Below are 24,873 nucleotides of genomic sequence, written 5' to 3'. Positions count from 1 at the left end.
TCGGGGCCTCTTCTCACATACGCAAGTTGGGGAACAAACAGTTCCGCAACCTACGTCAATGCGAGACCGCCCTGTCCAATCGGGTGGCACGGACGAGGGACTTGACAGGAAGTCGCGCAGGAAACGGGCGGCGCGGATCAGCACACCGTCACCGCCAGCCGCGCCGTCGCGCCCGCACCGGCGAGGTGTGCCGCGGTGGAACGGGGCACCGAGAGCACGACCAGCGCCCCACTGCCGCCCGTATCGTCCAGGGCCTCCGGCACTTCGGTCACCCGCGCTCCGCGCGCGACCACGCGGGCCTCGCCGCCCGTCGCCGTCTCCTGGGCGGCGACGACGTCCACCCGGTCCCCGGGCCGCAGCAGCCGGACCGTGGCCCCGTCGGCGATCCGCACGGGCGCGGCCACCATCTCGACGGTCCGGTGCTTCCGTACGGGCTCCGCCACCGGATGCCCGCGCGCCCGGTCGGTGTCCCGCGGACCCGCCGCCACCAGCGCGGCCGCGGTCACGGCGAGGCCGGCGGCCACGGCCCGCCTCCGGTGTCGTACGAGCCGCTGCAGCTGATACCGCCCGCCGCGCACCCGTACGGGAGTGAAGTGCGGCACCTCGCACGTGGCGGGAGCGTCGGGGCCGGGCGGGCTCGGGAAAAGAGGTGAGGGTGAAGAGGACATGCGGGTCACCACCTGCGGCGAGGAATCGGGCTTGCAGACCCACGATGAGGCTCTGCGCCGATTCCTGCCGAGGCCGGTGGATGGCCGACGGGTTGTGGACAACTCCCTCACCCGAACGGGAAGTTCCGCCCCCCCTCGTCCCCGCTGCTGCCCCCGTTACGGCAGCTCGAATCCCGGATCCATCCCGCCCAACGCCTTCGTGCACAGGCAGTCGCGGTCCTCGTTCACCGGCAGGGCGGCGACCGCGTCGAACAGCACGCCCCGCAGCCGGTCCACGTTCGCCGCGAACACCTGCAGAACCTCGTCGTGCGAGACGCCCTCACCGGTCTCGGCACCCGCGTCGAGGTCGGTGACCAGCGTCATCGACGAGTAGCAGAGCTCCAGTTCACGGGCGAGGACCGCCTCGGGGTGGCCGGTCATGCCGACCACCGACCAGCCCTGCGCCTGATGCCAGAGCGATTCGGCGCGGGTGGAGAAGCGCGGCCCCTCGACCACGACCAGGGTGCCGCCGTCCACGGGCTCCCAGTCCCTCCCTCGCGCGGCCTTCAGAGCGGCCGCACGTCCGACAGGGCAGTAGGGGTCGGCCAGGGACACGTGCACCACGTTCGGGATGTCGCCGCCGGGCAGCGGCAGTCCGTCGAAGTACGTGCCCACGCGGGACTTCGTACGGTCGACCAACTGGTCCGGCACGAGCAGCGTGCCCGGCCCGTACTCGGGGCGCAGGCCGCCCACCGCGCAGGGCCCGAGGACCTGGCGCGCGCCGACCGACCGCAGCGCCCAGAGGTTGGCCCGGTAGTTGATCCGGTGCGGCGGCAGATGATGGCCGCGTCCGTGGCGGGGCAGGAAGGCGACCCGTCGACCGGCGATCTCGCCGAGGAAGAGGGAGTCGCTGGGCGGCCCGTACGGGGTGTCCACCTCGACCTCGGTCACGTCGTCGAGGAACGAGTAGAAGCCCGAGCCGCCGATTACACCGATCTCTGCGTTCGCCATGGCCAGCACAGTATCCGGCCCCCGGCGGCGGACCGAGAGCGGCCCAGGAGATGCCGAAGACCCTGCCGTCCTACGACGACAGGGTCAGTGAGCGAGTGCTACGCGGCGCTGCTCGACGAGGAGCCGGCGCTCGACGACTTCGACTTCGAGTCCGAGGACGACGAAGACGACGACGAACTCGAAGCGGACGACGACGATGAAGACGGCTCCGACGACGAGGTGGACGTCGACGGCTTCGACGCCGGCGAGCTGCTCGACGAGGAGCCGCGGCTGTCGTTGCGGTAGAAGCCGGAGCCCTTGAAGACAATGCCCACCGCGGAGAACACCTTCTTCAGGCGGCCACTGCATTCGGGGCACTCGGTCAGGGCGTCATCGGTGAACTTCTGCACCGCCTCAAGGCCCTCGCCGCACGCGGTGCACTGGTACTGGTAGGTCGGCACTGTCTTCCTCCTGGCACTCTCACTCAGTGAGTGCTAACGAGGGTCCATAGTGACGTATTCCCGAGGATCAGTCCACCGTCACCGGCACTCGGTGACCGACGCCACGTGCGACGGTCCGGCTGCGGGGCCGTGAGGCCAGCCGTGTCCTGAGGGCCACGAGCGTGGCGAGGGCGAGCACCGTGCCGCCCGCGGGCACCAGGAATCCGGCGCCGCCCCAGAAGCGGTCCTCCAGCTGCCCGGCGACCGTGACGGCCGCCGCCTGGCCGAGCGCCACCGCGCCGGTCAGCCAGGTGAAGGCCTCGGTACGGGCACCGGCCGGGACCAGGTCCTCGACCAGTGTGTAGCCGGTGATCAGCGCGGGCGCGATGCACATGCCCACCAGGAGACCGAGGCCGGCCAGCGGGAGCACCGAGTGCGCGGCCCACAGGCCGGAGGCCGCCAGGGCGAGACCGCCGTACCCGAGGACCAGGCGCCGCTGCGGGGCCACCTTCCAGGCGACGGCGCCGCAGACGATGCCGGAGAGCATGTTGCCCGCGGCGAAGACGCCGTACAGGACGCCGTTCAGGCCGGGCTGACCGATCGACTCGGTGAACGCGGCGAGCGAGACCTGCATGCCGCCGAAGACGCAGCCGATACCGAGGAAGGCCACGATCAGCACGCGCACACCGGGGACGCGCAGAGCGGAAACGTGCTCCACGCGCGTGTGCCCGGTGACGGTGACGGAGGGCTGCGTGCCCTTCTGTGCCGCGAACAGCAGACCGCCGAGGAGCGTCAGTGACGCCTCCGTCACCAGGCCCGCGGCCGGGGTGACGGTGGTGCACAGGGCGGTGGCCAGCAGCGGGCCGAAGACGAAGGTCAGCTCGTCCGTGACGGACTCGAACGCGGCCGCGGTGGTCATCAGGGGCGTGCCCTGGAGCTTCCCGCCCCAGCGGGCGCGCACCATGGGCCCGACCTGCGGCACCGAGGCGCCCGTCGGTACGGCCGCCGCGAACAGCGCCCACAGGGGAGCGTGGGCCAGCGCGAGTGCTGTCAGGGTCAGGCCCGACAGCGAGTGCAGCAGCACGCCGGGGATGAGTACGGCGCGCTGTCCGTGGCGGTCGGCGAGACGGCCGCTGTAGGGCGCGAACAGCGCCATGGAGACACCGGTGACGGCCGCCGCGGCGCCCGCCGCACCGTAGGAGCCGGTGGTGTGCTGCACGAGCAGCACGATGGAGATGGTGAGCATCGCGAACGGCTGGCGTGCCGCGAAGCCGGGGAGCAGGAACGTCCAGGCGCCGCGGGTGCGCAGCAGCTGTCCGTAGCCTGGGCGGGAGGTGACCGTGGATGCCACGGCCCGTGCCTTTCTGCCACCTGGTAGCGCGGCCCCTTACGCGGGCGGCGCCGAGAGCTGTCCTCTTGCGCGGAACTGCGGTAGATACCGGGGGCGGCCCACTGCGGGGGCGCCACGGCCGCCATGCGGTCGCGCCAGTTCTGCGTCAGGCAGAGTTGGTTCGATCAAAGTGCGCCTTCATCGTACAGGGATCAATGAGCGGCGCGCCTGTGAAAACGAGCACCATGTCGCCGTTCACCTGGGATTGCCCGGGGTGTGAACAGTGCGAAACATGCCATTCACCCCCAAGCGCCGCGCGCCCCTCAGTGTCACGCCCGCCTCAGCCTCACGCCGGCCTCAGCGCCCCGACCCGGCCCCGTTCGTCCCGAGCCATCCGGCCAGCTTGCCGCCGTGGCCCACGGCGCGCAGTCGCCGCTCCGCCGCGTCCCGCACCGGATCCGTGGCGACGACGAGCAGCTCGTCGCCGTGCCGCAGGACCGTCGTGGGCAGCGGGACAAACGATTTTCCTTCGCGTACGACGAGGGTGACTGCGGCCCCGGCCGGCAGTCGCAGCTCGTTGACCTCGACGCCGTGCATCTTCGAGCCCTCGGGGATCGCAACCGACAGCAGGTGCCCGCGCAGCCGCTCCAGAGGAGCGGACTCGACGCCGAGGTCGGCGGCCTCGTTGTCCTCGCCCAGGCGCAGCGTGCGGGCGAGCCACGGCAGCGTCGGCCCCTGGATCAGGGTGTAGACGACGACCAGGACGAAGACGATGTTGAAGATGCGGCGGCTGGCGTCCACGCCCTGCACCATCGGGATCGTCGCGAGAATGATGGGGACGGCGCCGCGCAGCCCGGCCCACGACATCAGGGTCTGCTCCTGCCAGGGCACCCGGAACGGCGTCAGGCACAGCACCACGCCCAGCGGCCGCGCCACCATCGTCAGCACCAGGCCGATGACGAGCGCGGGCCACACGTCGTCGCCGAGCTCGTGCGGAGTGACCAGGAGGCCGAGCAGGACGAACATGCCGATCTGGGCGATCCAGCCGAGCCCGTCGGCGAATCCGCGCGTCGCGGGCCAGTGGGGCAGCTTCGCGTTGCCCATCACCATCGAGGCGAGGTAGACGCCCAGGAACCCGCTGCCGTGCGCCAGCGCGCCGCCCGCGTACGCCGTGACCGCGATCGCCATGACGGCGATCGGGTAGAGGCCGGAGGCGGGCAGCGCCACGTGCCTGAGGCCCCAGGAGCCGAGCCAGCCCACCGCGAGGCCGATGGCCGCGCCGATGGCCAGCTCCAGCGTTATCTCGCCCAGCAGTGCGTACCAGTGCTCGACCGGGCCCGCAGTGGAGAAGGCGACGACCAGGATGACCACGGGTGCGTCGTTGAAACCGGACTCGGCCTCCAGGGTGCCCGTCACGCGCGAGGGCAGGGGGAGCTTCCGCAGGACCGAGAAGACCGCCGCCGCATCCGTCGAGGAGACGACCGCACCGATGATGAGCGCCTGACGCCACTCCAGCCCGATCAGGTAGTGGGCGGCCGTGGCCGTCACCCCGACGCTCACCGCGACGCCGACCAGCGCCAGCGCGGACGCGGCCGGCAGGGCGGGCCTGATCTCCTTCCACTTCGTGCTCAGGCCACCCTCGGCCAGGATCACGACGAGGGCCGCGTATCCGATGACCTGGGTGAGTTCGGCATTGTCGAAGCGGACGTCGCCGATGCCGTCCTGCCCCATGGCGATGCCGATCCCCAGGTACACGAGCAGGCTGGGGAGCCCGCTGCGCGAGGAGATCCGGACCGCTGCCACGGCGACGAGCAGGACGAGCGAGCAGACGAGCAGAAGCTGGTTGAGATGGTGGACAGTCAGCGGCCGTTCCCTTCCCTGGCTCACGCGCATCCCGCGCGGGAGCTCACGTACATAGGACACGAAGCCGGTGAACTCCGCACCCAGGTACTTCGTTACCTTACCTAACTCTTGACGATCTCTTGACACTCCTGGAGGCAAGATCGAACGCCCGTCCCCGCTCGTTCCCGACTCCGCGTCAAGGGCCGCAAGGCCCTGCGCCTATGGTTGCTCCAGCGCTCATTCAACGTCACAGACCCCCTGCCGCTCGCGTGAGGACAGCAAGGACAGCGATGCCCCCCAACACCACCGCCACAACGGGTGACAAGCCCGGCAAGTCCGGCAGGAAGAAGGGGCGCAAAGCCCGATTGGTCGTGCTGGTCCTGGTCCTGGCCATCATCGGCGGCATCGCCTACGGGGCGTACTGGTCCATCAGCACCGTCCGGGCGTCGTTCCCGCAGACGAAGGGATCGATCACTCTCGACGGCCTGTCAGGCCCCGTCGACGTCAAGCGCGACGGCAACGGCATCCCGCAGATCTACGCCTCCTCCGACGCGGACCTGTTCATGGCGCAGGGCTACGTCCAGGCGCAGGACCGGTTCTACGAGATGGACGTGCGCCGCCACATGACCTCCGGGCGCCTGTCGGAGATGTTCGGCAAGGGCCAGGTCAAGAACGACGAGTTCCTGCGGACCCTGGGCTGGGACCGCGTCGCGAAGAAGGAGTACGACACCAAACTGTCGGCCTCCACCAAGAAGTACCTCCAGGCCTACGCCAAGGGAGTCAACGCCTACCTGCAGGGCAAGGACGGCAAGGACATCTCCCTGGAGTACGCGGCACTGGGCTTCACCAACGACTACAAGCCCTCGCAGTGGACCCCCGTCGACTCGGTCTCGTGGCTGAAGGCGATGGCCTGGGACCTGCGCGGCAACATGCAGGACGAGATCGACCGCGCCCTGATGACCAGCCGGCTCGGCCCCAAGCAGATCGCCGACCTGTACCCGGACTACCCCTACAGCCGCAACAAGGCGATCGTCCAGGAGGGCCAGTACAACGCCCTCACCAAGACGTTCGAGCAGAACGGCGGCACGTCCGGCAGTGGCACGTCCACCAGCGGCACGGCGGGCACGTCCTCGACGTCGACGGGCTCGGCCCTGCAGAGCCAGCTATCGGGTCTCTACAACGTCCTGGACGACGTGCCCACGGCCGTCGGCGTGAACGGCCAGGGCATCGGCTCCAACTCCTGGGTCGTCGCCGGAAGCCACACCATCACCGGCCACCCGCTGCTGGCCAACGACCCGCACCTGTCGGCCTCGCTGCCGTCCGTCTGGTACCAGATGGGCCTGCACTGCCGCACCGTCTCCAGCAAGTGCCAGTACGACGTCACCGGCTACACCTTCGCGGGCATGCCCGGCGTGGTCATCGGCCACAACCAGGACATCGCCTGGGGCATGACCAACTCCGGTGTCGACGTCACCGACCTCTACCTGGAGAAGCTCAGCGGCGACGGGTACCTGTACGACGGCACCGTCAAGCCCCTCACCACGCGCGAGGAGACCATCAAGGTCGCCGGCGGCGCAGCCAAGAAGATCATCGTCCGCCAGACCGCAGACGGCATGCCGCTGCTGTCCGACCGGGACGACGAGCTGGTCAAGGTCGGCAGGAAGGCAGCCGTCGACACGGCCGCGCCCGACCGCGGCGACGGCTACGGCATCGCGCTGCGCTGGACCGCGCTCGCCCCCGGCACCTCCATGGACGCCGTCTTCGCGATGGACAAGGCCTCGAACTGGAGCCAATTCCGCTCCGCGTCCAAGCTGTTCGACGTGCCCTCGCAGAACCTCGTCTACGCCGACAAGGACAACATCGGCTACACACTGCCCGGGAAGATCCCCACGCGCGCGAAGAAGGACGACGGCTCCATCCCCGCGCCCGGCTGGGACTCCGGCTACAAGTGGACCGGGTACATCCCTCAGGACGCGCTGCCCTACGAGTACAACCCGAAGCGCGGCTACATCGTCACCGCCAACCAGGCCGTGGTCGACCCGGACAAGTACCCCTACACGCTCACCACGGACTGGGGCTACGGCACCCGGAGCCAGCGCATCACCGACCTGATCGAGTCGAAGATCAAGGGCGGCGGCAAGGTCTCCACCGACGACATGCGCCAGATGCAGCTGGACAACAGCAGCGAGATCGCCAAGCTGCTCGTCCCCAAGCTGCTGAAGATCGACCTCAAGGACAAGGACGTCCGCCAGGCTCAGGAACTGCTGGAGGGCTGGGACTACACCCAGGACGCCGACTCGGCGGCCGCGGCCTACTTCAACGCGGTCTGGCGCAACGTCCTCAAGCTCGCCTTCGGCAACAAACTGCCCAAGGAACTGCGGGTCGAGGGCCAGTGCCTGTGGGTCGATCCCGTCAGCACCACCGGGCCCGCGGACGACACGAAGAAGGTCCGTGAGTGCGGCCAGCGCGACGCCGACCAGGCACAGCCGGACGGCGGCGACCGCTGGTTCGAGGTCGTGCGCACCCTCATGAACGACAAGAAGAGCGACTGGTGGACCACGCCCAAGTCGCTCACCCGGCCGGGCGCGGACGACAACCGTGACGATCTGTTGGCGCGCGCCATGATCGACGCCCGCTGGGAGCTGACCGCCAAGCTCGGCAAGGACATCGACTCCTGGAGCTGGGGCCGGCTGCACCGCCTGTTCCTGAAGAACCAGACCCTCGGCACCGACGGCCCCGGTTTCCTGAAGTACATCCTCAACCGCGGTCCCTGGAAGCTCAGCGGCGGCGAGGCGACGGTCAACGCCACCGGCTGGAACGCCGCCGGCGGCTACGGCGTCGTGTGGGTGCCGTCGATGCGCATGGTGGTCAACCTCGGCGACCTCGACAAGTCGAAGTGGATCAACCTCACCGGCGCCTCGGGGCACGCCTACAGCGCTCACTACACCGACCAGACGAGCAAGTGGGTCAAGGGCGAGCTGCTCGACTGGAACTTCACGGACAAGGCCGTGGACAAGGACACGAGCGACACCCTCGTACTGAAGCCGTGAGCCGCTGAAGGCAAGGCGAGGCAAGGCAGGGCAACGGCAGTGAAATGGCCCTCCACGCGCGCGTGGAGGGCCATTTCGCATGACAGGGCGGATCAGCCGCTCCCGAAGCGGCGCACGCCCGAAGGCGTCACCACCGCCTGTACCGGCCGGTCGTGCGCCTCCTCCGGTACGTGCTCGACGACCTCCGAGTCGTACAGCAGCACCACCAACGCGGGATGTGAACCCGCGCGCTCCAGACGCGCGAGGACACGGTCGTACGACCCTCCGCCGCGCCCCAGCCGCATCCCGCGCGCGTCGACCGCGAGCCCGGGCAGCAGCACGACGTCCGCCCCGGTCACGGCGTCCGGGCCCAGGCGCTCCCCGGCCGGCTCGAAGAGGGCCATTTTCCTGCCGTGTTGGACCCGTGCGAGGGAGCCCTCTCCGTCGTACGCGCCCCAGTCGAGGTCGTTGTCCGGGAGGAGCGCGGGGAGCAGCACGCGCACGCCCCGCGCGCGCAGCGCGTCCAGCAGCGTGAGCGTCCCCGGCTCACTGCCTACGGAGACGTACGCCGCCACCGTGCGGGCCTGCGCCAGTTCGGGCAGCCGGAGCGCGCGCTCGGCCAGCGCGGTCGCGGCCTCCCGCAGGTCATCGGCCGTCAATCTGTTTCTCACCGTGAGGAACCCTTGCCGCAACATTCGCTTGTCAGGCTCGGCCGCACGTCCGAGGTGACTCATAGGTCGTACCCGTACCCTTCCCAATGCGCTCATATGAGAGCCAATTAACCGGAGCCACAGATTCCCAACAAAGGCACCGGATAGGGTTGCGGCATGACCCAGTCGCACCCAAGGATCAGTAAGGCTGTCATCCCCGCAGCAGGCCTCGGCACCCGGTTCCTGCCGGCCACCAAGGCCACTCCCAAGGAGATGCTGCCGGTCGTCGACAAGCCGGCGATCCAGTACGTGGTCGAGGAGGCCGTGTCCGCGGGCCTCGACGACGTCCTCATGATCACGGGCCGCAACAAGCGCCCCCTTGAGGACCACTTCGACCGCAACTACGAGCTCGAGTCCGCCCTCCAGAAGAAGGGCGACGCGAGCCGGCTCGCCAAGGTCCAGGAGTCCAGCGACCTCGCGACCATGCACTACGTGCGACAGGGCGACCCCCGGGGTCTGGGTCACGCCGTGCTGTGCGCCGCCCCGCACGTCGGCCACGAGCCCTTCGCCGTCCTGCTCGGCGACGACCTGATCGACCCGCGCGACCCGCTGCTCGCGCGCATGGTGGAGGTCCAGGAACAGCGCGGCGGCAGCGTCATCGCGCTCATGGAGGTCGCGCCGGCGCAGATCCACCTCTACGGATGCGCGGCCGTCGAGGCCACCGAGGACGGCGACGTCGTCAAGGTGACCGGCATGGTCGAGAAGCCGGACGCGGCGGACGCCCCCTCGAACTACGCCATCATCGGCCGCTACGTCCTCGACCCGCACGTCTTCGACATCCTGCGCGAGACCGAGCCGGGCCGCGGCGGCGAGATCCAGCTCACCGACGCCCTCCAGCAGCTCGCGCAGGACGAGAAGGTCGGCGGCCCGGTGCACGGAGTCGTCTTCAAGGGCCGCCGCTATGACACCGGCGACCGCGGTGACTATCTGCGTGCCATTGTCAGACTCGCGTGCGAACGTGAAGACCTGGGCCCGGACTTCCGGACCTGGCTTCGCAGTTACGTAGCCGAGGAGATGTAGCACGTTGAGCAGCGCCGCGCCCCGCGCCACCGGCCAGGACCACCTCTGGTCGGTGGACGAGCACCTGGAGGACATCCTCGCGACCGTCCGCCCCCTGGATCCCATCGAGTTGAACCTCATGGACGCACAGGGCTGCGTCCTGGTCGAGGACGTCACGGTGCCGCTCTCGCTGCCGCCGTTCGACAACAGCTCCATGGACGGGTACGCGGTGCGGGTCGCGGATGTCGCGGGCGCGAGCGAGGAGTTCCCGGCCGTCCTGGACGTCGTCGGGGACGTCGCGGCGGGCCAGGCCGACCTGCTTCAGGTGGGCCCCGGCCAGGCCGCCCGCATCATGACCGGCGCCCCGCTCCCGCCCGGCGCCGAGACCGTCGTCCCCGTCGAGTGGACCGACGGAGGCCTCGGCGAGGGCCCGGTGTCCGGCATGCGCGCCCGGGCCCTGGCCCCCGAGGGCGCCGAGGGCCACGTGCACGTCTACCGCCCGGCCGAGGCACGCGCGCACGTGCGCGCGAAGGGCAGCGACGTGAGGTCCGGGGACCGCGCCCTCGAAGCCGGCACCGTCCTCGGACCGCCCCAGATCGCCCTGCTCGCCGCGATCGGCCGCGGCACGGTCCGCGTGCGCCCGCGCCCGCGCGTAGTCGTCATGTCCACCGGCAGCGAACTCGTCCAGCCCGACGAGGAACTGGGCAGCGGCCAGATCTACGACTCCAACAGCTTCGCCCTCACGGCCTGCGCCCGCGACGCCGGCGCCATCGCCTACCGCGTCGGCGCGGTCCCGGACGAGGCCGAGACCCTCCGCTCCACCATCGAGGACCAGCTCGTCCGCGCCGACCTCATGGTCACGACCGGCGGCGTGAGCGTCGGGGCGTACGACGTCGTCAAGGAGGCACTCTCGTACGTCGGTGACGAGGACGAGGCGGGCAGCGGCATCGACTTCCGCAAGATCGCCATGCAGCCCGGCAAGCCCCAGGGCTTCGGCACCATCGGCCCCGAGCACACCCCGCTGCTGGCGCTCCCCGGCAACCCGGTGTCGTCGTACGTCTCCTTCGAGCTGTTCGTCCGCCCCGCGATCCGCACCCTCATGGGGCTCGACGACGTCCACCGGCCGCGCACCCGCGCGACCCTGACCACCGGCAAGGCGCTGACCTCGCCGAAGGGCCGCAGACAGTTCCTGCGCGGGACGTACGCCGACGGCTCCGTGACTCCGGTCGGCGGCGCCGGATCACACCTGGTCGCGGCCCTCGCGCTCGCCGACGCGCTGATCGTCGTCCCCGAGGACGTGGAGTCGGTCGAGCCCGGCACCGAGGTCGAGGTCGTCCTGCTCGGCTGAGGGCTCCTGGTTGGCGGTACCGTGTCGCGCACAGCAGACCCGTGCGCCGCACCGCGCCGGGCCGGGACCGGGAGCGCCACACAGATGAACACGCAGGACCGACTGACGCACATCGACGACGCGGGCGCCGCCCGTATGGTCGACGTGTCCGGCAAGGACGTCACCGCGCGCACCGCCCGCGCAAGCGGCCGCGTCCTCGTCTCACCCCGAGTGGTCGAGCTGCTGCGCGGCGAGGGGGTCCCCAAGGGCGACGCCCTGGCCACCGCGCGCATCGCGGGCATCATGGGCGCCAAGCGCACCCCGGACCTCATCCCGCTCTGCCACCCGTTGTCGGTGTCCGGTGTGAAACTGGATCTGTCGGTCGCGGACGACGCCGTGGAGATCCTCGCCACGGTGAAGACCACGGACCGCACGGGCGTCGAGATGGAGGCCCTCACCGCGGTCTCCGTCGCCGCGCTCACCGTGATCGACATGGTCAAGGCGGTCGACAAGGGAGCGGTCATCACGGACGTACGGGTGGAGGAGAAGACCGGCGGCAAGTCGGGCGACTGGAGCCGGGCATGACGTACCGAGCTCTGGTGGTCACCGCCTCCAACAGGGCGGCCTCAGGCGTCTACGAGGACAAGGGCGGCCCACGGGTCGCCGCCGGCCTCGAAGGTCTCGGCTTCGCCGTCGACGGTCCGCGGGTCGTCGCCGACGGCGACCCCGTGGAGGCCGCGCTGCGTGCGGGTGCCGAGGCGGGGTACGACGTGATCGTGACCACCGGCGGCACCGGCATCTCACCCACCGACCGCACACCCGAAGCGACGAGCGCGGTGATCGACTACGAGGTGCCGGGCATCGCGGAGGCCATCAGGGCGTTCGGACGGGAGAAGGTGCCCACCGCCGCGCTCTCCCGGGGCCTGGCCGGAGTGGCGGGAGGGACGCTGATCGTCAATCTGCCGGGTTCCACCGGCGGGGTGAAGGACGGACTGGCCGTCCTTGAACCCCTGCTGGTGCACGCCGTCGACCAGATTCGCGGCGGCGACCACCCCAGACCCGGCGTCACCACTGGGGGTGCGAGCTGAACAGCCCATCCTGGCCCGTCGTGCTGACGGACGGAGACATCGTCCTCAGGCCGATAAAGCTGCGCGACCAGCGGGCCTGGCGCGAGGTCAACCGGCGCAACCGGGACTGGCTGCGCCCCTGGGAGGCGACGATTCCGCCGCCCACGCCGAGCGGGCCGATCGCGCACCGGCCGACCTACCGTCAGATGGTCCGCCACCTTCGGTCCGAGGCCAACTCCGGCCGGATGCTGCCGTTCGTCATCGAGTACCAGGGGCGGCTGGTCGGGCAGTTGACGGTCGCGGGAATCACCTGGGGTTCGATGTGCTCGGGCCACATCGGTTACTGGGTGGACGAGTCGGTGGCCGGTCGCGGAGTGATGCCGACGGCCGTGGCACTCGTCGTGGACCACTGTTTCCGGGCCGTCGGTCTGCACCGCATCGAGGTCTGCATTCGACCCGAGAACGGACCCAGCCGCCGGGTCGTGGAGAAACTCGGATTCCGCGAGGAGGGTCTCAGGCCGCGTTATCTCCACATCGACGGAGCCTGGCGCGACCACCTGGTCTTCGCGCTGACCGCGGAAGAGGTGCCGGACGGGCTGCTGAGCCGCTGGCAGCGGGCACGTACGCGGGGGAATCCCGCATAGCCGCCCCTTGGCGCGTTCGCAGAATTGAATAGATGTTCGAAATTGATCGAGCGGCGACCGCCTCGGGGCATTAAATTCACGCCCTCGGTGGGCTGCTGATCGCATCGGTCACAAAAAAAGTTCGAAATATCAGCCAGATCGTGCGACACACCGGCTCAATTGGCAGATGGCCTCACGCAAACCCCTCTACCGTGTGAGGCGTGAGCAGCAGCGGCCTCATCTACGCAGTCATTGTCGGGGCCTGGGCCGCCTACTTGGTGCCGATGTGGCTCCGTAGGCAGGACGAGCTGAACGAGGCCCGTCCGACGGAACGCTTCAGCACCGCCATCCGGCTGCTGTCCGGACGGGCGGGCATGGAGCGCCGATACGCCAAGGACCTGCGGGCGCGCTCCACCGAAGAGGAGGAGCCCAGCGCCCGTCGTCCGGACGCCGTCACCGACTCGGTGGACGTCCGGGCCTTCGCCATGCCTCCGGCCCGCCCGCAGGTACGCGCCGAGGCGCGAGCGGAGGCACCGGCGCAGGCGCCAGGACATCCGAAACCGGCACGTGAACAGGTGGAAGCACCGGCGCCCGCAGCGGCCCCCGCGCCTGTACGGAAGCGGGCACCCGCCCCCCGGCGCACGCCCTCGGAGGAAGCGGCCGCAGCGCGTGCCCGGCGTACCAAGGTGCTCGCGCGCCGTCGGCGTACCACCGTGATGCTCTTCATCGCGTTCACGCTCGGCGCGATCGTCGCCGCGGTCGGAGGGCTCGCGTTCCTCTGGGCGCCCGGCGTGCCCGCCGTACTGCTCAGCGGCTACATCGCGTACCTGCGCTCCCAGGAGCGACGCCGTTTCGCCTACCAGATGGACCGGCGCCACGCCGAGGCCGCCGCACAGCGGCTCCGGGAGCGCTCGCGCCAGCCGCGCCGGCGCGCTGCCGCCGCCGAGGTGGACGCCGACGAACCGGACGAGGGACCAGAGCAGGAAACCGACCCCGGGCTGTCCGCGCTCGCCGCCGACCGCCGCGCCCTCGTCGAGCAGACCGACCACGCCGAGTGGGTCGACCAGCAGCGCGAGCGGCAGCGACGGCCAGGGCACGGCGACAGCTGGGACCCGGTGCCGGTGCCGCTGCCGACGTACGTGACCGCGCCGGTCGCGCCGCGGGCCACCGCGGAGGTGGACCTCGGGGCCCCCGACGCGTGGAGCTCGGCCCGGTCGAGTTCCGTCGCCCGGGACCAGGAGGCACAGGCGGGCTCCGACGCCGAGCACCGGGACGCCGCGGCGCCGGGCGAGTCGGCCCCCGAGGAGGAGAGGGCGGACGGCGACGGGCGCTGTGACGCCCGCCGTGCGGCTTCCGCTCGGCGGGCGCGGGAGCGCGGTCGTACACCGCTGTTCGATCAGTACGAGGAAGGCGACCGGCCGCGGGCCGCCAACGAGTAGCCCCCGCCCCACCTGTGCCGCTGCCCTCGGCCGGGCCGGAACGGATTTTCAAGCACGCGGATCGGGGTGCTAGAGTTTCTCTCGTTGCAAGGGCCTGTGGCGCAGTCCGGTAGCGCACCTCGTTCGCATCGAGGGGGCCAGGGGTTCGAATCCCCTCAGGTCCACCGCAACAACTATCCCGAGGAGACTCGGGGGAGTTGAAGAGATCCCGTCCGATCGGTTGATCGGACGGGATCTTTGTTTTTGGTCGGCCGACGGTTTCGGTTGATGTTCCGTCAGCGGGCGCCAAGCTGCTTGGCGAAGCACCGGCTTTCCTCGTAGTGCCGGTAGTACCCGAACTTCTCGCACGGCTCGTAACCGCTGGACGTGTAGAGGGCTATGGCCTCCGGCTGCTTCGTGCCCGTCTCCAGGACCATCCGCAGTCGGCCGGCCGCGGAGGCGTCCTCCTCCAGAGCGGCCAGGATGCGCCGGGCGAGGCCGCGCCCGCGGGCGCCGTCCACCACGTACATCCGCTTGACCTCGGCATCGCCGTCGCGGTTGCCCTCGTCGTTCGTGTCCTGGGCGCGCCAGCCGCCCGTGGCGACGGGGCTGTCGTTCTCGTCGTACACGATGAGGTACACGCCGTTCGGCCGCTCGAAGTCCGCCGGGTCCAGGGAGGTCGCGTCTCCGCCGTCGCCGTAGCGCACGTGGTACTCGGCCTGGACCTGGTCGTTCAGCTTCACGGCGTCCGGGTGGTCGAAAGCGACGCGGCGTATATTCATGTCGAAGATCGTACACCTATGCATACCGGGAATCTGGGCTCCGTCCAGTGTGCCGGTATCGTGCCCGCGTGCTCACTGTGACCTCCGTCAACGTCAATGGACTGCGCGCCGCCGCGAAGAAGGGCTTCGTGGAGTGGCTCGCCGGGACCTCCGCCGATGTGCTCTGCCTGCAGGAGGTGCGCGCCGAGCCGGGGCAACTGCCCGAGCAGGTGCGCACGCCCGACGGCTGGCACGTGGTGCATGCGCCGGCCGCCGCCAAGGGCCGCGCCGGCGTCTCCCTCTACACGCGCCGCGAACCCGACCGCGTCCAGGTCGGCTTCGGGTCCGCCGAGTTCGACGCCGCCGGGCGGTACGTCGAGGTCGATCTGCCGGGCGTCACGGTCGCCTCCCTCTATCTCCCCTCCGGCGAGGTCGGCACCGAGCGCCAGGACGAGAAGCTCCGCTTCATGGACGAGTTCCTCACCTATCTGAAGGCGCTGCGCCGACGGGCCGCCGCCGACGGGCGCGAGGTGGTCGTCTGCGGCGACTGGAACATCGCCCACCAGCGGGCCGACCTCAAGAACTGGCGCGGCAACCAGAAGAACTCCGGCTTCCTGCCGGAGGAACGGGAGTGGCTGGGGCAGGTCTTCGACGCGGCGGACGGCGGCTACATCGATGTCGTACGGGCGCTGCATCCGGAGGTGGAGGGGCCGTACACCTGGTGGTCTTATCGGGGGCGGGCCTTCGACAACGATTCAGGTTGGAGGATCGACCTTGCCGTCGCGACGCCGGGACTGGCCGCCAAGGCCGTCAAGGCCTACGTCGAGCGGGCGGCCACGCATGACGAGCGGTGGTCGGACCATGCGCCGGTGACCGTGGTGTACGACCTGTAGGCGAGCCGTTCCGTCAGTCCGTGCTCAGGTCCGGCTTCCGCAACCGCCGGTCCAGCGCCAGCGAAAGCTCCGCCTCCACCACGCTCCGGGCCAGGGGACGCAGGCGCTGGAGGTCGTCCTCGTGGGCGTAGTGCAGGACCAGTTCGGCGAACATCTCTGCCAGGGCGTCGGCGTGTTCGCGGACGCGGGCGCCTGCCTTGAGGACCTCTGCGAGGGGGATGCCCTCGCGTACCAGGGCCGAGGAGACGTCCAGGAGGCGGCGGCTGATGTGGACGATCTCGTCGCCGTCGGTGCCGAGGTAGCCGAGTTCCATCGCGGCCGCGAGGTTGTCCGGGGTGACCTCGCCCTCGAAGCGGGCGGCGAGTTCCTCGGGGGTGAGGCGGACGGGCTCCTCCTCGGTGGGGGTGACGCCGAGCACGGCGGCCATGTCGCGGCCGTGGTCGAGGGCCTCCGCCAGTTCCGCGATGCCGGTGAGGGTGTGGCCGCGTTCCAGGAGTGCCGCGATCGTGCGCAGGCGGGCCAGGTGGTGATCGTCGTACCAGGCGATGCGGCCCTCGCGGCGGGGCGGCGGGATCAGCTTGCGTTCGCGGTAGAAGCGCAGGGTGCGCACCGTGATGCCGGCCAGCCCGGCCAGCTCCTCCATGCGGTACTCGCGTCGTCCGTCGTCCCCTGCCACGTGACGCAGCCTATGTTGTACCGCCGGTAACTTTCATTCCCTCCGACCCCTACCCATCGGTACGGAGCTGCTCTACGCTCCCCATTGCGCCAGTGTTCACTGGCAGAGTCCGAAGAGTGAGGCGTGGAGGCTACGGGATGGCCGAGCACGAACATGTACGCGTGGCGGTGATCGGGTCCGGGTTCGGCGGGCTTGGGGCCGCCGTGCGGCTGCGGCGCGAGGGGATCACCGACTTCGTCGTGCTGGAGCGGGCCGACAGCGTCGGCGGGACCTGGCGGGACAACAGCTATCCGGGGTGTGCCTGCGATGTGCCGTCCCATCTGTACTCGTTCTCCTTCGCGCCCAATCCCGACTGGCCGCGCACCTTCTCGGGCCAGCAGCACATCCGGGCCTATCTGGAGCACGTCACGGACGTCTTCCACCTCCGGCCGCACCTTCGCTTCAACTCCGAAGTGAAGATGATGACCTGGGACGGCGAGAAGCTGCGCTGGGAGATCGAGACCAGCGGCGGGCGGCTGTCCGCGGACATCGTCGTCTCCGCCACCGGGCCGCTCTCCGACCCCAGGATCCCCGAGATCCCGGGGCTCGACTCCTTCCCCGGCAAGGTCTTCCACTCCGCCCGCTGGGACCATGACCACGACCTGCGCGGCAAGCGCGTCGCGATGGTGGGAACCGGCGCCTCCGCCATCCAGATCGTGCCCAGCATTCAGCCGGACGTCGCCCGGCTGACCCTCTTCCAGCGCACCCCGCCCTGGGTCATGCCCCGCGTGGACCGCGCCATCAGCGGTGCGGAGCGGGCGCTGCACCGTGCGCTGCCGTTCACCTCGCGGGTCCGGCGCGGACTGCTGTGGGGGATGCGGGAGTTGCAGGTCCAGGCGTTCACCAAGCACCCCGACGAGCTGGGTTTCATCGAGCAGTTGGCCAAGCGGAACATGGCGCGGGCCATCAAGGACCCGGCCCTGCGCGCCAAGCTCACCCCCGACTACCGCATCGGCTGCAAGCGGATCCTGCTGAGCAGTGCGTACTATCCGGCACTCGCCCGTCCGAACGTCGACGTCGTGGCGAGCGGGTTGAGCGAGATCCGCGGTTCGACCGTCGTCGCCGCCGACGGGACGGAGGCCGAGGTCGACGCGATCATCTTCGGTACTGGATTCCACGTCACCGACATGCCGATCGCCGACCGGGTCGTGGGCGCCGACGGCAGGACTCTCGCCGAGGCCTGGAAGGGCGGGATGGAGGCCCTGCGCGGAGCCTCCGCGGCCGGGTTCCCCAACTGGATGACCATCATCGGGCCCAACACCGGGCTCGGGAACTCCTCGATGATCCTGATGATCGAGTCGCAGCTCAACTACATGGCGGATTTCGTACGGCAGTTGGGGGTTCTCGGGGGGCGTGCCGCCCTCGACGCCCGGCCCGGTGCCGTCGCCGCCTGGAACCGGCGGGTGCAGGAGCGCATGAAGCGGACGGTGTGGAACACCGGCGGCTGCACCAGCTGGTACCTCGACGCGAGCGGTCGTAACACCACCATCTGGCCCGGTACGACGACCGAGTTCCGGCGGGCCACCCGGCAGGTGGATCTCACGGAGTACGAACTCCTGCGCGTTCCCGCCAAGAGCGGGGACAGCGGGGACAGCGGGGAGAGTGCGAAGAGCGTGGGGGTGGACGCGTGAGCCGGCTCATGAGTGTTTCCTCCGGGCCGTACGCCCCGCCCGCCCCTGCCCGTGAGCTCGTCGCGGAATCGGCCGACGGCGCCCGTCTGCACGTGGAGGTGCACGGACCCGTCGAAAACAGCGCCGCGCCCGCCGTCGTCCTCGCCCACGGCTGGACCTGTTCCACCGCCTTCTGGGCCGCGCAGATACGGGACCTCGCGGCCGACCATCGCGTCATCGCCTACGACCAGCGCGGCCACGGACGCAGTCCGGCGAGCCCGGCGTGCAGTACGGAGGCGCTCGCGGACGACCTCGAAGCCGTCCTGGAAGCGACCCTGGCGCCCGGGGAGAAGGCCGTGGTCGTCGGCCATTCCATGGGCGGCATGACGGTGATGGCGGCGTCCGGCAGAGCCGTCTTCCGGGAACACGCGGTCGCCGTCCTGCTGTGCAGCACGGGTTCCTCGCGGCTGGTCGCCGAGTCGACGGTCGTCCCCCTCCGGCCCGGTCGGCTGCGGACCTGGCTGACCAGGCACATCCTCGGGGTGCGGGCGCCGCTCGGGCCGGTCACGCCCCTCGCGCGGCGGATCCTCAAGTACGGGACGATGGGGCCTGGTTCGGCGCCGCACATGGTGGAGGCGTGCGCGCGGATCGTGCACGCGTGTCCCCGCAAGGTGCGCCACACCTGGTCGAAGGTGCTCCATCTGCTCGATCTCGACCATGGAGTACGGGAGTTGAGGGTGCCGACTGTCGTGGTCGTCGGGACCGCCGACCGGCTCACGCCGCCCGTGCAGGCGCGGGCGCTGGTCGCCGCGCTGCCGAACTGCGTGGGCAGCACCGAACTGCCGGGGCTCGGCCACATGACCCCGGTGGAGGCGCCGGAGCTGGTCACGGGCCGGATCCGGGAACTCGTGACGACGTACGCAACCATCAAGGAGGGCGCATGAGCAGGGTGGGTCTGGACGGGCAGGTCGCGGTCGTCACAGGTGCCGCGCGCGGTGTCGGGGAGCTGCTCGCCCGCAAGCTGTCCGCGCGCGGCGCCAAGGTGGCGCTGGTCGGGCTTGAGCCGGACGCCCTCAAGCAGGTCTCCGAGCGGCTGCACGGCGACAGCGACCACTGGTACGCCGATGTGACGGACCATGAGGCGATGGCGCGGGTGGCGCGCGAGGTCAAGGAGCGGTTCGGGAAGGTCGACCTCGTGGTCGCGAACGCGGGTGTCGCGACCGGCGGTCCCTTCGTCGACTCCGATCCGGAGGCCTGGCGGCGGGTGATCGAGGTCAATCTGATCGGGTCGGCGGTCACGGCGCGGGCGTTCTTGCCGGTGCTGATGGAGAGCCGCGGCTATCTGCTGCAGATCGCGTCGCTCGCCGCGATCACCCCGGCGCCCATGATGACCGCGTACTGCGCCTCCAAGTCCGGTGTGGAGGCGTACGCGCACAGCCTGCGGGCCGAGGTCGGCCACAAGGGCGTGCGGGTCGGGGTCGGTTACCTGTCATGGACCGACACGGACATGGTGCGGGGCGCCGATCAGGACGAGGTCATGAGGGAGCTGCGGCAGCGGCTGCCGTGGCCGTCCAACAAGACGTATCCGCTGGGGCCCGCGGTGGACCGGCTCGTCGCCGGGATCGAGCGGCGGTCGAGCCATGTGTACGGGCAGTGGTGGCTGCGCGGGATGCAGGGCGTGCGGGGGTATCTGCCGGGCTTGATCGGGACGGTGGGGCAGCGGGAGATGAAGCGGTTCGGGACGCGGTTGGAAGGCATGCGATCGGGGCTCGTCGGTGCAGGTGGGGCGGCGGACGAGGAGTCCCGCGCTACGCACCGTAGTTGATCGAAATGCGCACTGTGTCCGCCCGTGTGAATCTGGTCGAGGCCCGATCAAGGGCCTTCCCCCCACCCACTACGGGAGTGAACCCACATGGGTATGAAGGACCAGTTCCAGGACAAGTCGGAGCAGTGGCAGCAGCAGGCCAAGCAGAAGGCCCAGCAGGCGCGGGAGCAGGGTCAGGAGCGTGGCCGGCCGAGCCAGGAGCCTGGCCGGACGGGTCAGGAGCGCGGCCGACAGGGCCAGGAGCGCAGCCGACAGGGTCAGGAGCCTGGCCGACCGGGCCACGAGCCTGGCCGGCCGGGGCAGGAGCGCATGCGTGACGAGGAGACGGAGCGGATGCGGCGTGAGGAGCAGGACCGGCTCGACCCGGACTACGACATGTAGCGCCGGCCTGAGCCGATGAGAGTGGGGTGCCCCGGGTTTGTGGGGCGCCCCACTTTTGGTGTTCCGATTCGGGGGCGCTGCGCGTGCGTTGTCGGGTGCGGGTGGGTGGGGGCTGGTCGCGCAGTTCCCCGCGCCCCTTGAGAGGGGCGTTGCCGGCAGCCTCTGTCAGTGGCGTGGGGGGAGCTTTGGGCGGGAGCGGTTGGGGACGTTGCTGTAGTCCGGGGGGATTGCCGGGGGGTTCGACTCCAGTAGTTCCACGGCCAGTTGGACCGCGTCGTCGAGTTGGGCGTGGCGGCCCTCCGCCCAGTCCAGCGGGGTGCGGAGGATCTCCAGGTCGGGTGTCACGCCCCGGTTCTCGACGCCCCAGCCGTACGCGTCGAACCAGGCCGCGTTCATCGGGACCGTGATGACCGTGCCGTCGCCGAGCCGGTGGCGCCCGGTCATGCCGACCACTCCGCCCCAGGTGCGCTGGCCGATGACGGGGCCGAGCCTGAGGAGCTTGATGGCCGCGGTGATCATGTCGCCGTCGGAGGACGTCGCCTCGTCCGCCAACGCCACCACCGGACCTCTCGGCGCGTTCGAGGCGTACGACACCGGCTGGGCGTTGCGAGTCAGGTCCCAGCCCAGGATCTTGCGGGTCAGCTTCTCCACGACGAGTTCGCTGATGTGGCCGCCCGCGTTGCCGCGTACGTCGACGATCAGGGCGGGCCTCGACACCTCCAGCCGCAGGTCGCGGTTGAACTGGGCCCAGCCCGAGCCGCCCATGTCCGGGATGTGCAGATAGCCGCACCGGCCGCCGCTCAACTCCCGTACGACCGCCCGGCGTTTGGCCACCCAGTCCTGGTAGCGGAGCGGGCGCTCGTCGATCAGCGGGACGACCGCCACCCGGCGCGCGCGGCCCGCTTCGCCCTGGGCCGGCGTGAACGTCAGCTCCACCGTGGTGCCTCCCGAACCGGCCAGGAGCGGGTACGGGCCCCTCGCCGGGTCCACCGGGCGGCCGTCGACGTGGGTCAGCACGGCCCCCTCCCGGATCCCCGTGCCCGCCAGCGGCGAGCGCGCCTTGGAGTCCGAGGATTCGCCCGGGAGGATCCGCTTGACCACCCAACCCTCGTCCCTGCGTACGAGGTTGGCGCCGAGCAGGCCCTGCAGACGCTGGTAGTGCGGTGGGCCCTCGTTGCGGCGTGCGGCGGTGACGTAGGCGTGGGAGGTGCCCAGCTCGCCCAGGACTTCGCGCAGGAGGTCGGCGAACTCGTCCGGGGACGCGACCCGTTCGAGCAGCGGACGGTACTGGTCGAGCACCGCGTCCCAGTCGATGCCGCACATCCCCGGGTCCCAGAAGTACGCGCGGATGAGACGGCCGGCCTCCTCGTACGACTGGCGCCACTCGGCGGCCGGGCAGACCTCGTGCAGGATGCGGCGCAGGTCGATCCAGACCGTCGTGTCGCCGTCTCCGGACTCGCTCGCGGGGACGGCCCGCAGGTCGCCCTCGTCGACCACGACCAGCCGGCTTCCGTCGCCGCTGATCGCGAACCAGTCCAGGTGCTCGACCAGTTCGGACTTCTTGGCCTTGCTGATGTTGAAGTGTTCGAGGGTCGGGCGGCCGGTGGTGTCGTCCGGATTGGCGAACGTCTCGCCGAGCGCCCCCGAGATCGGCCAGCGCAGCCAGACCAGCCCGCCGCCCGCCACCGGAAACAGCGCCGAGTACTTGGAGGCGGGGACCGGGAAGGGGGTGACCCGGCTCTCCAGCCCCTCGATCTCGACCGTGACCGCGCCGTCGCCGCCCTCCTCGTCCTCCACCGGGTCCAGGCCCCCCGCGGCCGGCCGTCCTTCGGGGTTCAGCGCGAAGGGGGAGAGGGTGGCCGAACTCAACGGCACCAGATAGGGACGGCAGCCGAGCGGGAAGGACAGGTCCCCGGTGTGGACGTCGTAGACCGGGTCGAAGCCGCGCCAGGACAGGAACGCCAGGTAGCGGCCGTCCCTGGTGAACACCGGGTTCTCGTCCTCGAAGCGGCCGTTGGTGACGTCGACGATCAGATGGTCCCCTGTGCCTGTTGCGGAGATCCGGGCCATCTTGATCTGCCTCAGCGACCTGCCGATCCCCGGGTGCGACCAGGTCAGCCACGTCCCGTCCGGCGAGAAGGCGAGGTCCCGTACCGGCCCGTTGACCGAGTGGATCAGCTCGGTCACCTCGCCGCCGGAGTCCTCGGTGCCCGTGGCGGCAGCCGCGTCGTCGGACACGGTGATGAGCAGCAGTCGTCCGTCGTGCGAGGCGATGGCGAGGCGCTCGCCCTTCGGGTCGGAGACCAGCTCCAGGACGCGGCCCAGCTCCCCGGAGGCCAGACGCCGGGGCTCGCGGTCGCCGGTGGCCCGCGGGAGGTAGGCGATCTCGATCGCGTCCTCGCCCTCCGCGTCCGTCACGTACGCGACCTGGCCGGCCGAGCCGAGCATCTCCGGGAGCCGGACCCGTACCCCCGGGGTGTCGGTGATCGTGCGGGCCGGGCCGTCGCGGTGGGTGAGCCAGTACAGGCTGCCGCGTACGACGACGGCGCTCGCGCGGCCCGTCTCGTCCACCGAGATGCCGTCCACGTGCTGGGCGGCCGGGACCTGGTAGCTGCGGCGGCCCGCGCGCGGCCCGCTCAGCCGGACGTCCAGGCGGCGCGGTTCGGAGTCGGCGGCGAGGTCGTCGACCATCCACAGGTCGCCGGCGCACTGGTACACCACCCGGGTGCCGTCGCTCGCGGCATGCCGGGCGTAGAAGGCGTCGTGGTCGGTGTGTCGGCGCAGGCCGGAGCCGTCGTGGGCGCAGGAGTAGAGGTTGCCGATGCCCTCGTGGTCGGACAGGAAGGCGATCCGGCCGCCGACGAACATGGGGGAGTGGAGGTGGCCTTCGAGGTCGGGCAGCAGCCGCTCGCCGTGCAGCCACAGCCTGCCCGTCGCCCCGCCGCGGTAGCGCTTCCAGGCGGCGGGCTCGTGCGGCGGGGTGCCGGTGAGCAGCAGGGTCCTGCGCTCGCCGTCGATCTCGGCGACCTGGATGTCGGAGACCGGGCCCCAGGGCAGCTTGCGCCCGGGGTCGCCGTCGGGGGACACCTTGTAGGCCCAGGTGAAATAGGAGAAGGGCTCGCCGTGGGATGCGACGGCGAGGATGGTGCCGCCCGGGTCCCAGCCGCAGACCTGGGTGTCGGCCGAGCCCCAGTAGGTGAGCTGCCGCTCGGGTCCGCCGTCCACCGGCACCACATGGATCTCGGGGACCAGACTCCGCCAGCTCGTGTACGCGATCGTGGTGCCGTCGGGCGAGAAGCGGGGGTGGCCGGTCTTCGTACGGTCGACGGTCAGGCGCCAGGCGCGTCCCGGGCCGTCGAGGGGGGTCAGCCAGAGGTCGTCCTCGGCCACGAAGCACAGGAGGTCACCGCTCAGGTGCGGCAGGCGCAGATAGCTCACCTCCCCATGCTTTTCCGGTGGATGGGGCCCAGCAACTTATGAGTCCTTCACACACGTGAGCCACCACACGTACGAAACGGTTTCGTTTCGTTCGTGTTCGGAGTATCTTCATGGGCATACGAGAAGGACGCACCCCGAGCCGGAAGGTGAGTGGCATGACTGAGGTCGCAACAGCGCGTCGCAGTCGGATCACACCCGAGCGCGAGGCCGAGCTGTACGAGGCCGTGCTCGACCTGCTCAGGGAAGTCGGCTACGACGCCCTCACCATGGACGCCGTGGCCGCCCGCACCAAGTCCAGCAAGGCGACCCTCTACCGCCAGTGGGGCGGCAAGGCCGAGCTGGTGGCCAAGGCGGTGCGGCACAACAAGCCGGGCGGCATCGGCCTCGGCGACATCGACACCGGTTCGCTCAAGGGCGACCTGCACGCCCTCACGCGGCGTTCGGACGACTGCGAGATGGAGCAGAACTCCGCGCTGATGCGGGGGCTGGCCATGGCCATCCACGGCAACCCGGATCTCCTGAAGGCATTCAAGGAGTATCTGATCGAGCCGGAGATGGCGGAGTTCGACCGTGTGCTGCGACGGGCGGTCGACCGGGGTGAGGTCCGTGCGGACAACCCGGCGATCAACTACGTGATGCACATGATGATGGGCGGGTTCGCGGCCCGCACGATGATCGACGAGCAGCCGCCGACGCAGGAATTCCTTCTCTCGTACATCGACGCCGTGGTTCTCCCCGCTCTCGGCGTGCCCACCACCTGATCGATCCCCGATCCCACCCCACCACCTGACGTCACCGCTCAAGTCGTCGGGACGATCACCCCTGCCT

General features: G+C 70.4%; 22 protein-coding genes and 1 tRNA gene. 14 read left to right on the top strand and 9 right to left on the bottom strand.

What is annotated here, in order from left to right; all coding sequences use genetic code 11:
• Positions 1-137: 137 nt before the first annotated feature.
• From OG870_RS19620 to OG870_RS19600, 5 genes are all read right to left on the bottom strand, one after another.
• On the bottom strand, positions 138-668 hold the full coding sequence (locus OG870_RS19620; protein WP_327691191.1) for a hypothetical protein: 531 nt from the start codon (positions 666-668) through the stop codon (positions 138-140).
• A gap of 156 nt (positions 669-824) precedes the next feature.
• Positions 825-1,658 (bottom strand): S-methyl-5'-thioadenosine phosphorylase, encoded by an 834-nt coding sequence (locus OG870_RS19615; protein ID WP_266681337.1) that lies wholly within the window; start codon positions 1,656-1,658, stop codon positions 825-827.
• A 98-nt stretch (positions 1,659-1,756) separates the two neighbouring features.
• On the bottom strand, positions 1,757-2,098 hold the full coding sequence (locus tag OG870_RS19610) for an FmdB family zinc ribbon protein (RefSeq protein ID WP_266515979.1): 342 nt from the start codon (positions 2,096-2,098) through the stop codon (positions 1,757-1,759).
• Positions 2,099-2,165: 67 nt separating this feature from the next.
• Positions 2,166-3,428, bottom strand: coding sequence for an MFS transporter (locus OG870_RS19605; protein WP_266839989.1), 1,263 nt, complete (start codon positions 3,426-3,428; stop codon positions 2,166-2,168).
• 336 nt (positions 3,429-3,764) lie between these two features.
• A complete protein-coding gene (locus tag OG870_RS19600) occupies positions 3,765-5,300 on the bottom strand; it encodes a potassium/proton antiporter (RefSeq protein WP_266520363.1) in 1,536 nt (511 codons plus the stop codon).
• Between the two features lie 239 nt (positions 5,301-5,539).
• Between OG870_RS19600 and OG870_RS19595 the strand changes: the two genes are divergently transcribed.
• Positions 5,540-8,299 (top strand): penicillin acylase family protein, encoded by a 2,760-nt coding sequence (locus OG870_RS19595; RefSeq protein ID WP_266839991.1) that lies wholly within the window; start codon positions 5,540-5,542, stop codon positions 8,297-8,299.
• Positions 8,300-8,391: 92 nt separating this feature from the next.
• On the opposite strand, the gene OG870_RS19590 is transcribed toward OG870_RS19595, so the two are convergent.
• Positions 8,392-9,012, bottom strand: a complete 621-nt coding sequence (locus tag OG870_RS19590) for a 5-formyltetrahydrofolate cyclo-ligase (RefSeq protein ID WP_266583905.1) — start codon at positions 9,010-9,012, stop codon at positions 8,392-8,394.
• A 93-nt stretch (positions 9,013-9,105) separates the two neighbouring features.
• Between OG870_RS19590 and galU the strand changes: the two genes are divergently transcribed.
• The 7 genes from galU to OG870_RS19555 all read left to right on the top strand — a co-directional run bounded on the left by galU (position 9,106) and on the right by OG870_RS19555 (position 14,607).
• On the top strand, positions 9,106-10,008 hold the full coding sequence (gene galU / locus OG870_RS19585; RefSeq protein ID WP_266583907.1) for a UTP--glucose-1-phosphate uridylyltransferase GalU: 903 nt from the start codon (positions 9,106-9,108) through the stop codon (positions 10,006-10,008).
• 4 nt (positions 10,009-10,012) lie between these two features.
• On the top strand, positions 10,013-11,335 hold the full coding sequence (glp, locus tag OG870_RS19580; protein WP_327691190.1) for a molybdotransferase-like divisome protein Glp: 1,323 nt from the start codon (positions 10,013-10,015) through the stop codon (positions 11,333-11,335).
• A gap of 84 nt (positions 11,336-11,419) precedes the next feature.
• A complete protein-coding gene (gene moaC / locus OG870_RS19575) occupies positions 11,420-11,899 on the top strand; it encodes a cyclic pyranopterin monophosphate synthase MoaC (RefSeq protein WP_266515965.1) in 480 nt (159 codons plus the stop codon).
• A complete protein-coding gene (locus tag OG870_RS19570; RefSeq protein ID WP_266515963.1) occupies positions 11,896-12,402 on the top strand; it encodes a MogA/MoaB family molybdenum cofactor biosynthesis protein in 507 nt (168 codons plus the stop codon). Before moaC ends, OG870_RS19570 begins: the two co-directional genes overlap by 4 nt.
• Before the next feature lie 20 nt (positions 12,403-12,422).
• Positions 12,423-13,025: a GNAT family N-acetyltransferase gene (locus tag OG870_RS19565; protein WP_266515960.1), complete on the top strand. Its 603-nt coding sequence runs from the start codon at positions 12,423-12,425 to the stop codon at positions 13,023-13,025.
• 200 nt (positions 13,026-13,225) lie between these two features.
• On the top strand, positions 13,226-14,443 hold the full coding sequence (gene sepX, locus OG870_RS19560) for a divisome protein SepX/GlpR (RefSeq protein ID WP_327691188.1): 1,218 nt from the start codon (positions 13,226-13,228) through the stop codon (positions 14,441-14,443).
• Between the two features lie 90 nt (positions 14,444-14,533).
• Positions 14,534-14,607: transfer RNA gene (locus OG870_RS19555), tRNA-Ala, on the top strand.
• 111 nt (positions 14,608-14,718) lie between these two features.
• Here the strand turns inward: OG870_RS19555 and OG870_RS19550 are convergent.
• Entirely contained in the window at positions 14,719-15,204 is a 486-nt protein-coding gene (locus OG870_RS19550) for a GNAT family N-acetyltransferase (protein ID WP_266583911.1), read from the bottom strand.
• Positions 15,205-15,251: 47 nt separating this feature from the next.
• On the opposite strand from OG870_RS19550, the gene OG870_RS19545 reads away from it, so the two are divergent.
• Entirely contained in the window at positions 15,252-16,076 is an 825-nt protein-coding gene (locus tag OG870_RS19545) for an exodeoxyribonuclease III (RefSeq protein WP_327691187.1), read from the top strand.
• A gap of 13 nt (positions 16,077-16,089) precedes the next feature.
• Here the strand turns inward: OG870_RS19545 and OG870_RS19540 are convergent, their stop codons facing one another.
• Entirely contained in the window at positions 16,090-16,719 is a 630-nt protein-coding gene (locus OG870_RS19540) for a MerR family transcriptional regulator (RefSeq protein WP_266588369.1), read from the bottom strand.
• 170 nt (positions 16,720-16,889) lie between these two features.
• On the opposite strand from OG870_RS19540, the gene OG870_RS19535 reads away from it, so the two are divergent.
• The 4 genes from OG870_RS19535 (at position 16,890) to OG870_RS19520 (ending at position 20,607) form a co-directional block, all read left to right on the top strand.
• Positions 16,890-18,422 carry a flavin-containing monooxygenase gene (locus tag OG870_RS19535; protein ID WP_266839997.1) on the top strand — a complete coding sequence of 511 codons (1,533 nt, stop codon included), beginning with the start codon at positions 16,890-16,892 and terminating at the stop codon, positions 18,420-18,422.
• Entirely contained in the window at positions 18,419-19,345 is a 927-nt protein-coding gene (locus OG870_RS19530; protein ID WP_266839999.1) for an alpha/beta fold hydrolase, read from the top strand. Before OG870_RS19535 ends, OG870_RS19530 begins: the two co-directional genes overlap by 4 nt.
• Entirely contained in the window at positions 19,342-20,226 is an 885-nt protein-coding gene (locus tag OG870_RS19525) for an SDR family oxidoreductase (RefSeq protein WP_266515943.1), read from the top strand. Before OG870_RS19530 ends, OG870_RS19525 begins: the two co-directional genes overlap by 4 nt.
• Before the next feature lie 87 nt (positions 20,227-20,313).
• Positions 20,314-20,607: a hypothetical protein gene (locus OG870_RS19520; protein WP_266515940.1), complete on the top strand. Its 294-nt coding sequence runs from the start codon at positions 20,314-20,316 to the stop codon at positions 20,605-20,607.
• A gap of 165 nt (positions 20,608-20,772) precedes the next feature.
• Here OG870_RS19520 and OG870_RS19515 read toward each other — a convergent pair whose 3' ends face one another.
• Positions 20,773-24,045, bottom strand: a complete 3,273-nt coding sequence (locus tag OG870_RS19515) for a S41 family peptidase (RefSeq protein ID WP_327691186.1) — start codon at positions 24,043-24,045, stop codon at positions 20,773-20,775.
• Positions 24,046-24,200: 155 nt separating this feature from the next.
• Here OG870_RS19515 and OG870_RS19510 point away from each other — a divergent pair, with 155 nt between their 5' ends.
• A complete protein-coding gene (locus OG870_RS19510; RefSeq protein ID WP_266515934.1) occupies positions 24,201-24,806 on the top strand; it encodes a TetR/AcrR family transcriptional regulator in 606 nt (201 codons plus the stop codon).
• Positions 24,807-24,873 lie beyond the last annotated feature (67 nt).

The organism is Streptomyces sp. NBC_00461 (assembly GCF_036013935.1).
Lineage (GTDB): Bacteria > Actinomycetota > Actinomycetes > Streptomycetales > Streptomycetaceae > Streptomyces.
This window is presented reverse-complemented; position numbering and strand designations above follow the sequence as displayed.

Bases quoted from the DNA above. Each gene is read 5' to 3' on its own strand.
- OG870_RS19570 (WP_266515963.1), top strand. From the start codon at position 11,896: ATGACGTACCGAGCTCTGGTGGTCACCGCCTCCAACAGGGCGGCCTCA.
- galU (WP_266583907.1), top strand. From the start codon at position 9,106: ATGACCCAGTCGCACCCAAGGATCAGTAAGGCTGTCATCCCCGCAGCA.
- moaC (WP_266515965.1), top strand. From the start codon at position 11,420: ATGAACACGCAGGACCGACTGACGCACATCGACGACGCGGGCGCCGCC.
- OG870_RS19595 (WP_266839991.1), top strand. From the start codon at position 5,540: ATGCCCCCCAACACCACCGCCACAACGGGTGACAAGCCCGGCAAGTCC.
- OG870_RS19525 (WP_266515943.1), top strand. From the start codon at position 19,342: ATGAGCAGGGTGGGTCTGGACGGGCAGGTCGCGGTCGTCACAGGTGCC.
- OG870_RS19510 (WP_266515934.1), top strand. From the start codon at position 24,201: ATGACTGAGGTCGCAACAGCGCGTCGCAGTCGGATCACACCCGAGCGC.
- OG870_RS19535 (WP_266839997.1), top strand. From the start codon at position 16,890: ATGGCCGAGCACGAACATGTACGCGTGGCGGTGATCGGGTCCGGGTTC.
- OG870_RS19550 (WP_266583911.1), bottom strand. From the start codon at position 15,204: ATGAATATACGCCGCGTCGCTTTCGACCACCCGGACGCCGTGAAGCTG.
- OG870_RS19620 (WP_327691191.1), bottom strand. From the start codon at position 668: ATGTCCTCTTCACCCTCACCTCTTTTCCCGAGCCCGCCCGGCCCCGAC.
- OG870_RS19615 (WP_266681337.1), bottom strand. From the start codon at position 1,658: ATGGCGAACGCAGAGATCGGTGTAATCGGCGGCTCGGGCTTCTACTCG.
- OG870_RS19590 (WP_266583905.1), bottom strand. From the start codon at position 9,012: ATGAGTCACCTCGGACGTGCGGCCGAGCCTGACAAGCGAATGTTGCGG.
- OG870_RS19540 (WP_266588369.1), bottom strand. From the start codon at position 16,719: ATGGAGGAGCTGGCCGGGCTGGCCGGCATCACGGTGCGCACCCTGCGC.
- OG870_RS19600 (WP_266520363.1), bottom strand. From the start codon at position 5,300: ATGCGCGTGAGCCAGGGAAGGGAACGGCCGCTGACTGTCCACCATCTC.
- OG870_RS19520 (WP_266515940.1), top strand. From the start codon at position 20,314: ATGGGTATGAAGGACCAGTTCCAGGACAAGTCGGAGCAGTGGCAGCAG.